The 13122-nt window shown below is 61.9% G+C and carries 12 protein-coding genes and 1 pseudogene; 6 read left to right on the plus strand and 7 right to left on the minus strand.

The features are described from left to right. Positions 1-136: 136 nt before the first annotated feature. The 3 genes from xylF (at position 137) to N4Q37_RS05605 (ending at position 3941) form a co-directional block, all read left to right on the plus strand. Positions 137-1138 carry a D-xylose ABC transporter substrate-binding protein gene (gene xylF / locus N4Q37_RS05595; protein ID WP_260955902.1) on the plus strand — a complete coding sequence of 334 codons (1002 nt, stop codon included), beginning with the start codon at positions 137-139 and terminating at the stop codon, positions 1136-1138. 121 nt (positions 1139-1259) lie between these two features. Continuing rightward, the gene (gene xylG, locus N4Q37_RS05600; protein WP_260955903.1) at positions 1260-2804 is read left to right on the plus strand and encodes a D-xylose ABC transporter ATP-binding protein; all 1545 of its coding nucleotides are present in this window, start codon (positions 1260-1262) and stop codon (positions 2802-2804) included. Then, complete coding sequence (locus N4Q37_RS05605) at positions 2805-3941, plus strand: sugar ABC transporter permease (RefSeq protein ID WP_260955904.1); 1137 nt, start codon at positions 2805-2807, stop codon at positions 3939-3941. It begins immediately after the preceding gene. Positions 3942-3948: 7 nt separating this feature from the next. On the opposite strand, the gene N4Q37_RS05610 is transcribed toward N4Q37_RS05605, so the two are convergent. Further along, positions 3949-4557, minus strand: coding sequence for a LysE family translocator (locus tag N4Q37_RS05610; protein WP_260955905.1), 609 nt, complete (start codon positions 4555-4557; stop codon positions 3949-3951). Positions 4558-5257: 700 nt separating this feature from the next. Between N4Q37_RS05610 and N4Q37_RS05615 the strand changes: the two genes are divergently transcribed. Next, a complete protein-coding gene (locus N4Q37_RS05615; RefSeq protein WP_260955906.1) occupies positions 5258-5539 on the plus strand; it encodes a fructose-bisphosphate aldolase in 282 nt (93 codons plus the stop codon). A 203-nt stretch (positions 5540-5742) separates the two neighbouring features. Further along, positions 5743-6063, plus strand: coding sequence for an isochorismate lyase (locus N4Q37_RS05620; RefSeq protein ID WP_260955907.1), 321 nt, complete (start codon positions 5743-5745; stop codon positions 6061-6063). A gap of 105 nt (positions 6064-6168) precedes the next feature. Here N4Q37_RS05620 and N4Q37_RS05625 read toward each other — a convergent pair whose 3' ends face one another. From N4Q37_RS05625 to N4Q37_RS05640, 4 genes are read right to left on the minus strand one after another with little or no spacing between them, the layout of a single operon-like run. Further along, complete coding sequence (locus tag N4Q37_RS05625; RefSeq protein ID WP_260955908.1) at positions 6169-6390, minus strand: formate dehydrogenase subunit delta; 222 nt, start codon at positions 6388-6390, stop codon at positions 6169-6171. Next, positions 6387-9263: a formate dehydrogenase subunit alpha gene (fdhF, locus tag N4Q37_RS05630; protein WP_260955909.1), complete on the minus strand. Its 2877-nt coding sequence runs from the start codon at positions 9261-9263 to the stop codon at positions 6387-6389. The genes N4Q37_RS05625 and fdhF overlap by 4 nt, the downstream gene beginning before the upstream one ends. Further along, positions 9260-10816, minus strand: a complete 1557-nt coding sequence (locus tag N4Q37_RS05635; RefSeq protein WP_260955910.1) for a formate dehydrogenase beta subunit — start codon at positions 10814-10816, stop codon at positions 9260-9262. Before N4Q37_RS05635 ends, fdhF begins: the two co-directional genes overlap by 4 nt. Beyond that, positions 10810-11292 carry a formate dehydrogenase subunit gamma gene (locus N4Q37_RS05640; RefSeq protein ID WP_260955911.1) on the minus strand — a complete coding sequence of 161 codons (483 nt, stop codon included), beginning with the start codon at positions 11290-11292 and terminating at the stop codon, positions 10810-10812. Before N4Q37_RS05640 ends, N4Q37_RS05635 begins: the two co-directional genes overlap by 7 nt. A 425-nt stretch (positions 11293-11717) precedes the next feature. On the opposite strand from N4Q37_RS05640, the gene N4Q37_RS05645 reads away from it, so the two are divergent. Then, positions 11718-12095, plus strand: a complete 378-nt coding sequence (locus N4Q37_RS05645; protein WP_260955921.1) for a c-type cytochrome — start codon at positions 11718-11720, stop codon at positions 12093-12095. Positions 12096-12157: 62 nt separating this feature from the next. Here N4Q37_RS05645 and N4Q37_RS05650 read toward each other — a convergent pair whose 3' ends face one another. Together N4Q37_RS05650 and N4Q37_RS05655 are read right to left on the minus strand one after the other, a co-directional pair. Then, complete coding sequence (locus N4Q37_RS05650; RefSeq protein WP_260955912.1) at positions 12158-12502, minus strand: cupin domain-containing protein; 345 nt, start codon at positions 12500-12502, stop codon at positions 12158-12160. A gap of 437 nt (positions 12503-12939) precedes the next feature. Continuing rightward, positions 12940-13122: pseudogene (locus N4Q37_RS05655) on the minus strand (IS3 family transposase); the annotation flags it as partial.

A 13122-nucleotide genomic window follows, 5' to 3' on the forward strand; every position in this document is an offset into this window, starting at 1 on the left:
AATGCAGGGCGCGCGGGGCTGTTACATTCTCGCGACAAATCTGTGCCCACAACGCCCCGCGACTCTCTACAGTTCCACCGGTATCACGCTCATCGTCAGGCAGTGTCTTTCAAACAACAATAAAAGGACGCACCACATGAAAACAGTAAAACGCACCCTGCTCGCCGGCGCCCTCGCCCTGCTCTCCCTGCCGGTCATGGCCGACGCAGCCCATCCGAAAATCGGTTTCTCCATCGATGACCTGCGCCTGGAGCGCTGGTCGCGGGATCGCGATTATTTCGTCGCGGCGGCGGAAAAACTCGACGCCAAGGTCTTCGTCCAGTCCGCCGACGCCAACGAGCAGAAGCAGATCTCGCAGATCGAAAACCTCATTTCCCGTGGTGTCGACGTGATCGTCATCGTGCCGTTCAACGCCACCGTGCTGACCAACGCCGTCGCCGAAGCCAAGAAGGCCGGGATCAAAGTGGTGTCCTACGACCGGCTGATCCTCAACGCCGACATCGACGCCTACATTTCCTTCGATAACGAAAAGGTCGGCGAGATGCAGGCCAGCGGCGTGCTGAAGGCGGCACCGAAGGGCAACTACTTCCTGCTCGGCGGCGCGCCCACCGACAACAACGCCAAGGTCCTGCGCGAAGGCCAGATGAAGGTGCTGCAACCGGCCATCGACAAGGGTGACATCAAGATTGTCGGCCAGCAGTGGGTCAAGGAATGGAACCCCACCGAAGCCCTGAGCATCGTGGAGAACGCACTGACCCGTAACGGCAACAAGATCGATGGCATCGTCGCCTCCAACGACGCCACTGCCGGCGGCGCCATCCAGGCCCTGGCTGCGCAGCAAATGGCCGGCAAGGTGCCAATCTCCGGCCAGGACGCCGACCTGGCAGCGGTCAAGCGCGTGCTCGACGGCACCCAGACCATGACCGTCTACAAACCGCTGAAACTGATCGCCAGCGAAGCGGCCAAACTCTCGGTGCAACTGGCGCGCAACGAAAAACCGACCTTCAGCTCGCAGTACGACAACGGCAGCAAGAAAGTCGACACCATCCTCCTCACGCCGACACCGTTGACCAAGGACAACATCGACCTGCTGGAAAAGGACGGGTTCTACACCAAGGCGCAGCTTGCCGGGCAGTGACCAAAGCACAAATCTCTGGTTAAGCGAAGATCCTCTGGGAGCGGGCCTGCTCGCTCCCGGAGGTTACGTGACTGGCTGGCATCGGAGTGATGCCTGAGCCCTTTGCATACGAGCCCTCGCCATGTCCGACTACCTGCTGCAAATGAACGGCATCGTCAAAACCTTCAACGGTGTCAAAGCCCTCAACGGCATCGACATCCAGGTCCGGCCGGGGGAATGCGTCGGCTTGTGCGGCGAGAACGGCGCCGGCAAATCCACGCTGATGAAAGTGCTGTCGGCGGTCTACCCCCATGGCACCTGGGACGGCGAAATCCTTTGGGACGGGCAACCGCTCAAGGCGCAATCGATCAGCGAAACCGAAGCCGCCGGGATTGTCATCATCCATCAGGAACTGACCCTGGTCCCCGACCTGTCGGTGGCCGAAAACATCTTCATGGGCCACGAACTGACCCTGCCCGGCGGGCGCATGAACTACCCGGCGATGATCCACCGCGCCGAAGCCCTCATGCGGGAACTCAAGGTGCCGGACATGAACGTCTCGCTGCCGGTGTCCCAGTACGGCGGTGGCTACCAGCAACTGGTGGAAATCGCCAAGGCACTGAACAAGCAGGCGCGGTTGCTGATTCTCGACGAGCCCTCCTCGGCCCTGACCCGCGCGGAAATCGAGGTGCTGCTGGACATCATCCGCGACCTCAAGGCCAAGGGCGTGGCCTGCGTCTACATCTCCCACAAACTCGATGAAGTGGCCGCCGTGTGCGACACCATTTCGGTGATCCGCGATGGCAAACACATCGCCACGACCGCCATGACGGACATGGACATCCCGAAGATCATCACCCAGATGGTCGGGCGGGAGATGAGCAACCTCTACCCCACCGAACCCCATGCCGTCGGCGAGGTGATTTTCGAGGCGCGCCACGTCACCTGCTACGACGTCGACAACCCCCGGCGTAAACGGGTCGATGACATTTCGTTCGTGCTCAAACGCGGGGAAATCCTCGGCATCGCCGGGCTGGTGGGCGCCGGCCGCACGGAACTGGTCTCGGCGCTGTTCGGCGCCTACCCGGGGCGCTACGAAGGTGAGGTCTGGCTGGACGGCCAACCGATCGACACCTGCACGCCGCTCAAATCCATCCGCGCCGGCCTGTGCATGGTCCCCGAGGACCGCAAGCGCCAAGGCATCATTCCGGACCTCGGCGTGGGCCAGAACATCACCCTGGCCGTGCTGGAGAACTTCTCGAAGCTGACCCGCATCGACGCCGAAGCCGAACTGGGCAGTATCGGCCGGGAAATCTCGCGCATGCACCTCAAGACCGCGAGCCCGTTCCTGCCGATCACCAGCCTCTCTGGCGGCAACCAGCAGAAAGCCGTGCTGGCGAAAATGCTGCTGACCCAACCCCGCGTGCTGATCCTCGACGAGCCCACCCGCGGCGTGGATGTCGGCGCCAAGTACGAGATCTACAAGCTGATGGGCGCGCTGGCGGCCGAAGGCGTGTCGATCATCATGGTCTCCTCGGAACTGGCCGAAGTGCTGGGGGTTTCCGACCGCGTGCTGGTGATCGGCGAAGGCCAGTTGCGCGGCGACTTCATCAACCACGAACTCACCCAGGAACAGGTGCTCGCCGCCGCGCTCAGCCATAACAATAATGATCGGAAGTCCGCGTAGATGAATCAGGTCAAACAACTCTTCTCCCGCTACAAGATGCTCGCCCTGGTGATCGCCGTGGCGGTGATCTGGCTGTTTTTCAGCTGGCAGACCGACGGCGGGTTCCTGACCCCGCGCAACCTCTCCAACCTGCTGCGGCAGATGTCCATCACCGGGATCCTTGCCTGCGGCATGGTGCTGGTGATCATCAGCGGCGAGATCGACCTCTCGGTGGGCTCATTGCTTGGGTTACTGGGAGGATTGGCGGCGATTCTCGACGTGGTCTATCACATTCCGCTGCTGGCGAACCTGAGCCTGGTGGCCTTGTGTGGCTTGGTGATCGGCTTGGGCAACGGCTACATGACGGCGTACCTGCGCATACCCTCGTTCATCGTCGGACTGGGCGGCATGCTCGCGTTTCGCGGCGTCCTGCTGGGGGTGACCGGCGGCACCACCATCGCCCCGGTGTCTGCGGAACTGGTCTACGTCGGCCAGGGTTACTTGCCGCATACGGTCGGGGCCGCCCTCGGCATCCTGCTGTTCGTCCTGACGCTTCTCCTGACCTGGAAACAGCGGCGCAATCGCGCGCTCCATGGCCTGGCGGCGCACTCCCTGGTGCGTGACGTACTGCGCGTGGTGTTGATCGGCGCGGTACTGGCCGGCTTCGTCCAGACCCTCAACAGCTACGACGGCATTCCGGTGCCGGTGCTGCTTCTGCTGATCCTGCTGGGGGTGTTCAGCTACGTCACCAGCCAGACCGTGTTCGGTCGCCGGGTCTATTCGGTGGGCAGCAACATGGAAGCCACCCGACTGTCCGGCATCAACGTGCAAGCGGTGAAGCTGTGGATCTTCGGCATCATGGGCGTGATGTGCGCCCTGGCCGGCGTGGTCAACACCGCCCGCCTGGCCGCCGGCTCACCGTCGGCGGGCAACATGGGCGAACTCGACGCCATCGCCGCCTGCTTCATCGGCGGCACCTCCATGCGCGGCGGCTCCGGCACCGTCTATGGCGCCCTCCTCGGCGCCCTGGTCATTACCAGCCTGGACAACGGCATGTCGATGCTCGACGTGGACAGCTACTGGCAGATGATCGTCAAGGGCAGCATCCTGGTGCTGGCGGTGTGGGTGGACGTGAGTACACGGGTGGGCAGGCGTTGAGCCGGCATCACTTGCTCGCAGAAGCCATCAGCACGCCAAAGCCCAGGAAGGTGGCGCCCGACAGCCTGCCCACGATCCTCGCGCCCTTGTTCGTGGTGAGCCAGCCCCTGGCACTGTGTGCCATGAGGGCATACCCGGAATGCACCAGCACCACGATCAGACTGTAGGACGAGACCAGCGTGAAAAACTGGCTGTAATACTCCCCCTCGGCGTGGATGAACTGCGGGAACACCGCCAGGAAAAAGAAACCCGCCTTGGGGTTGAGCAACTGGATCGACAACGCCTCGACGAATCGCCGCCATGGCTGCGGCGACGAGTCCTTGAGTTCCGGAATGAAGCGCTGGGTACGCCACATCTTGATCCCCAGGTACAACAAATACGCCGCGCCGATGTACTTGAGAATCGTGAAAGCTGTCGCCGAGGCGGCCAGGATCAACCCCAGGCTGCTGGCGCAAATGCCCGCCACGATAAAAGCGCCCGACGCAATTCCCAGGATGCCCGGCAACGAACCGCTCCAGCCATGGCGCAAGGCATTGGAAAGCGTCAGCACCACACCGGGCCCGGGGCTGAGCACCGTCAGGGTCGCCAGAAGTAGAAAAAGGCCATAGCCGGTCATTTGATCACTCCGTATTGAAAGGCGCATTGAAACGGCTTGCAGCTTGGCTTGTCGGCGTACGGCTGGCAAATGTTTTATGGCGCACGGTATCAGCCTCGCGCCCTGTGGGAGCAAGGCTTGCCCGCGATGAAGGCGGCGCCGTTTTCCGGGGAGCCGAGGTGCCTGCATCGTCGGATCGCCGCCCGGAGCAAGCTTTGCTCCCACAGACACCTGCGCACTCCCGTGGCAGCGGCAATCGGCTTTCCGAAAATCTCGTAGGAATTTACTTCCCGTGGCGAGGGGATTTATCCCCGCTGGGCTGCGAAGCGGCCCCAAACCATACACCTCGTTTCGCCAGGCACACCGTGGACCGTGGTTTTACGGCTGCTGCGCAGCCGAGCGGGGATAAATCCCCTCGCCACAGGGAGCGGTGTGCGTCCTACAGGTCGGTTGTGGCTGCCGGAATCGACTTCTATAGTTGGGTCGTCGCTGGTTTTGGCCGGTGATTGGGTTTCGCAGCCCGAGTGAACAAATCTGGATACCGTCAAATGAAATTCAGGCAAACTTGCCCGCGTTCATTTTATGGCGGTTGCGCGCGGGAGACTTTCGGGTCTGCCGAGTTTTGGATTGGTTCCTCGGTCTGCGAACCCTCGCGCAACTGCCACCCATTTGATTCGCAGCAAAAAGGTGGCGATTCTTTCTATCGAATGAGTGCAACCTTATGCCAACGAATCAACCATCCAGCCGCTTCACCCCCCTCACCCAAACCGCCACCACCCACCCCGTCTTGCTGATCGACACCCAAGCCCCACTCCCCGAGCTCCACGCCTGCGCCAGCGAACGCCTGCACGCCACGCTCGACTACCTGACCCTGGTCGCTTGCAGCAGCCTGCGCGATTCGGCGGCAAGCGACATCAACACCATCACCAACGTCGCCCGGATCCTGGTTCAGGACGTGACAGACATGTTTGCCGTCATCGAACGCCGCGGCCTCGAAGACTAGCCCGTCCCCTGTGGCGAGGGAGCTTGCTCCCGCTGGGTTGCACAGCAACCCCAGGATCAGTCACCGCGATGCAGCAGAAGCCTCCATGATGACTGCTTCGCAGCCAAGCGGGGATGAATCCCCTCGCCACAAATAGTCATACTTGCGCCGACACCTCATCGGTTCGGACTGAGCCGACCCTGTTCACAAATGGAGAGATTCACATGGAAGCCCGCCCCCCCTTGCAACCCTCGCAATGCAGCAACATGGAAGACATCCGACGCGAAATCGATGCCCTCGACCAACGTGTCATCGAACTATTGGGCAAACGCTTCCAGTACGTGCTGGCAGCCTCGAAGTTCAAGACTTCGGCGGCTTCGGTGCGGGCGCCGGAGCGTTTCAAGGCGATGCTGGCGAAACGGCGCGAATGGGCCGAAGTGCAGGGCCTGAACCCGGATGCGATCGAGAAAATGTACAGCGACCTGGTGAATCACTTCATTGCCGAGGAGATGAAGCACTGGGCGGCGCGCCAATCCGAAGCCTGAAAACCAAACCTGTAGCTGAAATGCAAGAAACCCCGGCCGGCGCCCTCGTCGAAACGAGGACACCGGCCGGGGCTTTGTGCATCTACAGCAAGTTTTCACCTACAACTAGGCCGTTTCAGCAAACTCCGCCAAAGCCTCCAGCACCAGCGGATGCAGGACCGCATCGGGGTGCTTCGTTTCCCAGGCCAGCAAATCGCGGCACATGGCGGGGGTCCAGAAGCTCTTCATGTGCTGATAGACCCCACGTACCGCCTGCGCCTTGTCAGGCTCGCTGGCGAAGTATTGGCCGATCTGGTTGGCCATCTTGATCAGGCTGTCAGAACTCATCGACGTACCTCGGCTTTCTCGGCGTGGCGACGCTCGCGCAACAGGCGACCTTGTTCATCACTGAACGCCTGGTAACGCTTCTGCCATTCGGAAGGTTGGGTGACCCGCACGATTTCCACCGCTGTCACCTTGTATTCCGGGCAGTTGGTGGCCCAGTCGGAGTTGTCGGTGGTGATCACGTTGGCGCCCGATTCCGGGAAGTGGAAGGTGGTATAGACCACCCCCGGTGCCACCCGCTCGCTGATCTTGGCGCGCTGCACGGTCTGCCCGGCGCGGCTGCTGATGCCAACCCAATCGCCCTCGACAATGCCACGGGTCTCGGCATCGGTCGGGTGGATCTCCAGCCGGTCTTCCTCGTGCCAGGCCACGTTGTCGGTCCGCCGCGTCTGGGCGCCGACGTTGTACTGGCTGAGGATACGGCCGGTGGTGAGCAGCAAGGGGTAGCGGCTGTTGACCTTCTCCTCGGTGGGCACGTAGCCGGTGAGCATGAAGCGCCCTTTGCCGCGCACGAACTCGTCGATGTGCATGGTCGGGGTGCCATCCGGCGCGGCATCGGTGCACGGCCATTGCAGGCTGCCGTGACGGTCCAGCTCGGCGTAGCTGACACGATGGAACGTCGGCGTCAGGCGTGCGATCTCATCCATGATTTCCGAAGGATGGTTGTATTGCATCTTGTAGCCCAGGGCGTCGGCCAGGGCGACGGTGGCCTCCCAGTCGCCTTTGCCAGCCAGGGGCTCCATGACCTTGCGCACCCGCGAAATGCGGCGCTCGGCGTTGGTGAAGGTGCCGTCCTTTTCAAGGAACGAGCTGCCCGGCAGGAACACGTGGGCGAACTTGGCCGTTTCGTTGAGGAAGATGTCCTGCACCACCACGCATTCCATGGCACTCAGCGCCGCGGTCACGTGTTGGGTGTTCGGGTCGCTTTGGGCGATGTCTTCGCCCTGGCAGTACAGCGCCTTGAAGGTGCCGTCCAGCGCCGCCTCGAACATGTTCGGAATGCGCAGGCCCGGGTCGGGTTGCAAGGTCACGTTCCAGGCCCGCTCGAACTCGGCGCGCACGGTCTCGTTGGAAATGTGCCGATAGCCCGGCAGCTCGTGGGGGAACGAGCCCATGTCGCAGGAACCCTGGACGTTGTTCTGCCCACGCAACGGGTTCACGCCAACACCTTCGCGGCCAATGTTGCCCGTGACCATGGCGAGGTTGGCGATGCCCATCACCGAGGTACTGCCCTGGCTGTGTTCGGTGACACCGAGGCCGTAGTAGATGGCCGCGTTGCCGCCGGTGGCGTAGAGCCGTGCGGCAGCGCGGATCTGCTCGGCAGGTACGCCGCAGACCGGACCGAGGACTTCCGGGGCGTTTTCCGGCTGGCTGACGAAATCGCGCCAGCGCGCGAACTCCGCCGCCTCGCAACGCTCGTCGACGAAACGCTGGTTGACCAGCCCTTCGGTGACGATCACGTGGGCCAGTGCGTTGAGCATCGCCACGTTGGTGCCTGGACGCAGTTGCAGGTGCAACTCGGCGCGGGCGTGAGGCGAATCCACCAGGTCGATGCGACGCGGGTCGATCACGATCAGCCGTGCGCCCTGGCGCAGGCGGCGCTTGAGCTGGGAACCAAACACCGGGTGCGCATCGGTGGGGTTGGCGCCCATCACCAGGATGACGTCCGCCTGCATCACCGAGTCGAAACTCTGGGTACCGGCGGACTCGCCCAGGGTCTGCTTGAGGCCATAACCGGTAGGCGAATGGCAGACACGGGCGCAGGTGTCGACGTTGTTGTTGCCGAAGGCCGTGCGCACCAGTTTCTGCACCAGGTAGCTTTCTTCGTTGGTGCAACGGCTGGACGTGATGCCGCCGATGGAGTCGCGACCGTACTTGAGCTGGATGCGACGCAGTTCGCTGGCGGCGTAGGTGACCGCCTCTTCCCAGCTGACTTCCTGCCACGGATCGCTGATGTGCTTGCGGATCATCGGCTTGGTGATGCGGTCCGGGTGGGTCGCGTAGCCCCAGGCGAAACGGCCCTTGACGCAAGAGTGGCCATGGTTGGCCTGGCCGTTCTTGTCCGGGACCATGCGCACCAGCTGGTCACCTTTCATTTCGGCGCGGAACGAGCAACCCACACCGCAGTAGGCGCAAGTGGTGATCACGCTACGCTCGGGTTGGCCCAGCTCCACCACGCTCTTTTCCATCAGGGTGGCGGTGGGGCAAGCCTGCACGCAGGCGCCGCAGGACACGCATTCGGAGTCGAGGAAATTCTCACCACCGGCCGCTGCCACGCGGGAATCGAAGCCACGACCGCTGATGGTCAGGGCGAAGGTCCCCTGGGTTTCCTCGCAAGCACGCACGCAACGGTTGCAGACGATGCACTTGCTCGGGTCGTAGTCGAAATATGGGTTGGAAACGTCCTTTTTCTCGTCCAGGTGGTTAGCACCGTCGTAGCCGTAGCGCACCTCGCGCAGGCCCACTTGGCCGGCGACGGTCTGCAACTCGCAGTTGCCGTTGGCCGAGCAGGTCAGACAGTCCAGTGGGTGGTCGGAAATGTACAGTTCCATCACGTTGCGGCGCAGCGTGGCGAGCTTGGAGGTCTGGGTATGCACCACCATGCCTTCGGTCACCGGCGTGGTGCACGAGGCCGGATAGCCGCGCATCCCGTCGATCTCCACCAGGCACATGCGGCAAGAGCCGAACGCTTCCAGGCTGTCGGTGGCGCAGAGTTTGGGAATGGTGGTGCCGAGCAGCGCTGCGGCGCGCATCACCGAGGTGCCGGAAGGCACACTGATTTCGCGGCCATCGATGGTCAGGCTGACCTGCACTTCGCTTTCACGTGCCGGTGTGCCCAGGTCGATATCGCTGGCTGGGTCGAAGATATTGATCATTGGTCGGCCTCCTTCGCCAGACCGAAGTCGGCGGGAAAATGCTTGAGGGCACTGGCGACGGGGTAGGAAGTCATCCCACCGAGGGCGCAGAGCGAGCCGTACTGCAGGGTGTCGCAGAGGTCATGCAACAGCGCCGCCTGTTCCTGGCGAACGTTGGCGTCGGTACTGGCGATCAGGCGATCCACCGCTTCCACCCCACGGGTGGAGCCGATCCGGCACGGTGTGCACTTGCCGCACGATTCCTCGGCGCAGAACTGCAAGGCGAAGCGCGCCATCTGGGCCATGTCCAGGCTGTCGTCGGCGACCACCACGCCACCGTGGCCGAGCATCGCGCCCATGGCGGCGAACGCCTCGTAATCCAACGGCGTGTCGAATTGCGAAGGCGGCACCCAGGCGCCGAGTGGTCCACCCACTTGCGCGGCCTTCAGGGGGCGACCGCTGGCGGTGCCACCGCCGTAGCCTTCCACCAGCTCACGCAGGGTCAGGCCGAACGCACGCTCGACCAGGCCACCCTGGCGAACGTTGCCGGCCAGCTGGAACGGCATCGTGCCCAGGGAACGGCCCATGCCGAAGTCACGATAGAACTGCGCGCCCTTCTCCATGATGATCGGGATCGATGTCAGGGTCAGTACGTTGTGAACCAGGGTCGGTAGGCCGAACAGGCCTTGCAGGGCCGGCAACGGCGGCTTGGCGCGAACCGTGCCGCGCTTGCCTTCAAGGGATTCGAGCAGCGAGGTTTCCTCACCGCAGATATACGCACCGGCGCCGACCCGGACTTCCAGGTCGAACGCGTGGCCGCTGCCGCTGACATCGGCGCCCAGGTAACCGGCTTCACGGGCGATGCGCAGAGCGTCGTTCAGGGTGCTGACCGCGTCCGGGTATTCCGAGCGCACATAGATGTAGCCTTTGTTGGCGCCCACGGCGATACCGGCAATGATCATGCCTTCGATCAGCAGGAACGGGTCGCCTTCCATCAGCATGCGGTCGGCGAACGTGCCGGAGTCGCCTTCGTCGGCGTTACACACCACATACTTCTGTACGCCCGGCGCTTCGCGCACGGTGCGCCACTTGATACCCGCCGGGAACGCCGCGCCACCGCGGCCGCGCAGGCCGGAGTCGAGCACGCTGGCCACCACGTCGGCGCCATTCATTTGCAGGGCGCGGGCCAGGCCCTGGAAACCGCCCTTGGCGCGATAGTCGTCCAGGGACAGCGGCTGGGTGATGCCGGCACGCGCGAACAACAGGCGCTGCTGGCTCTTGAGATAAGGGATTTCTTCCACCGGCCCCAGGGCCAGCGGATGGCTGCTCGGATCGCCCGTCAGCGCATCGAGCAGGCTCGACACGTCTTGCGGCATGACAGGGCCAAAGCCCAACCGGACACCCGCGCTTTCGATCTCCACCAAAGGTTCGAGCCAGTAGAGACCACGAGAGCTGGTGCGCAACACTTCCAGCGGCAATTGCCGCTGTTCGGCCTCGCAGGCCAACGCCACCGCTACCCTATCCGCGCCCACGGCACGGGCCACCGAATCACGGGGAATGTAGAGCTTTAGCATGCACCCTCCTCCAGGCAACCGTTGACCAACTGGCGCAGGCGCTCTGGCGTCACCCGTGCGTGCAGCTCACCGTCCACCTCCAGGGCCGGCGAACACGCGCACGCGCCCAGGCAATAGACCGGCCGCAGGCTGATGCTGCCATCGGCGCTGGTGCCGTGATCGTCCAGCGACAGCTGCTCGCGCAGTTGCGCCGCCAACGCCTCGGCCCCCATGCTCTTGCAGGACTCGGCCCGGCACAGGCGCAACGTATGACGCGCGGGCGGTGTGGTACGGAAATCGTGGTAGAAACTGATCACACCGCGAACTTCAGCCTGGCTGAGATTGAGGGCATGGGCGATCTCAGGGACGGCGGCATCGGGGATGTACCCGCAACCTTCCTGGATGGCGTGGAGAATGGGCAACAAGGCACCGGGGGTGTCCTTTTCGCGCCCAAGCACACTGTGAATCAGAGGCAGGTGAAGCGTCTCATCGGGCATAAATGTACCTCGGCATCCCGAACGCCGCGCCCCCCAGGGTGCTCATCGTTCGGAGTCTTGGCTCCGGCGTCCGGCCACGTCACGGAAGCGTGGCAAATCCGGTCGCCATTCTCGCTCGCCGGCCCAGCGTCTTGCGCACTCGGTCCGGGGCATCCTCACAGCTTGCCACTCCCGGGCGTTGGCGGTTGCACATGGACGACTCAACGTGTTCTGAAAGCGACTTGGCTTGAGAGTCGGCCTGCGTCTGTGCAATGTCAACAGCCGGAGGATTTGTAGCTGCGCTGCAGCCATAGGGACGTGGGTTGTTTTCTTGGGCACGTTTTCGACATTGACGTGAAAAAACAACCATGAAAGCATCGCCCGCGCAAAAGGACCGTATGCATTGCAATAACTCTGCAAACACTCAAGGGATTGGCATATTTCACATGAAAGTATTATTTATCGCTTTGCTAGGTACTTTGTCGCTAATCCAAACTTCCCTTTCCTACGCGGACACCACCAACGGAAAAAATCTCTATTCACAAAGATGCGCCATGTGCCACGGAGCAGACCTCAAGGCCACAGGCCCCCTGGCTCATAAAAGCACCCCTCCGACGCCAGACCTCACTACATCGACCTTCAAAAAGCGACTGAACGATTATCCGGGCGTTATTGTATCGTCGATCATACTTCGCCCTAATGGAGACCTGATTCCCAGAACTTTGCGGGAGAACGGTGTGAAGCTATCGCCGCACGCTTGGAGCATTAACGATCTGCGGGATTTGAATCAGTACATGAGTGGTGTGATTTCGAAAAATCGATGATGGCTGCACGGGGCGACTTGACGCTTTTTCAAAGCGACTGAGCGGTAAGTTGCCCCCTGGAATCACTCCTGCCTGACAATATCGACCGAAATCTCCACCGCTGCGATAGCGCCTTTGTTTTCAAGCCAGTGAGTTGTATTCCGATCCTCAGGCCAGCCCACCCCAGGGCCGTAGTCCGTGGCGAGCCCATTGCGATGATCAGTGATCGTGCCTTGCAGGATATAGACCGCACCGGGTCGATCCTTATGGCTATGCATGGGCCCGAAGACGCCACCAGGCTCGATAGTCACCTTGCGCATTCGAAGTTGGCGCCCAGCCATGCCCTCGATCTCAAGACCAAGGTCAATCGTCGCCAATAACTCCACCGTCACCCCTCTTGTCTCCGGCACCGCCTGCTCGTTGCTCATCGCATACACCTCTGTGCATAGACCGGTATAAGCAAGATTAGGCTATGTACGAAATCGCTTGAAACTTGGTTATGCGGCGTTAAAAACCGGCTCGGAATGCTCATTGACAACCAGTCAACTCCGCTTCCTCGCCGGCTTTGCCTTGCCTAACCTGCGTTTCAAACAATTTCGTACATAGCCTAGATATCCGGCAAGGATTGTCGGGGTGGGAGGTGACGAAGGGTGGAAATACTTGTGCATCACACACAACGAAAGCATCGCTATGCTTTCAACGATACCGGTGGCTCTGGATAAGCAACCGCCTCAAGCCCTACATATCAAGGAGGATCCGACGATGCAGGAAGCCACCCATGGACTCGAAAAGCAAATCGAACTCGTCACAAAGCTCCTTTCCCTGGCCGGCGTTTTTCAAGGTAGTTGTCGCGTCAGCCATCAAACTATGCAGCTTGTTCGAGGTGCTGTTGCTCTTGATCAGGGTTCAACAGCACCGTACCAATAGGCTCCCAGTTGCGTGTTCGTCCTGACCAACGGCCTGGATTCGCTTTTCGTGCTTGTTCATACAGCTCGTGGCGCAGGGCTAGGATCTGCTTATCTTGACCCCGATGCCGCTCTGCCGGCGT

Origin of the sequence: Pseudomonas citri (genome assembly GCF_025336485.1) — a bacterium.
GTDB lineage: Bacteria > Pseudomonadota > Gammaproteobacteria > Pseudomonadales > Pseudomonadaceae > Aquipseudomonas > Aquipseudomonas citri.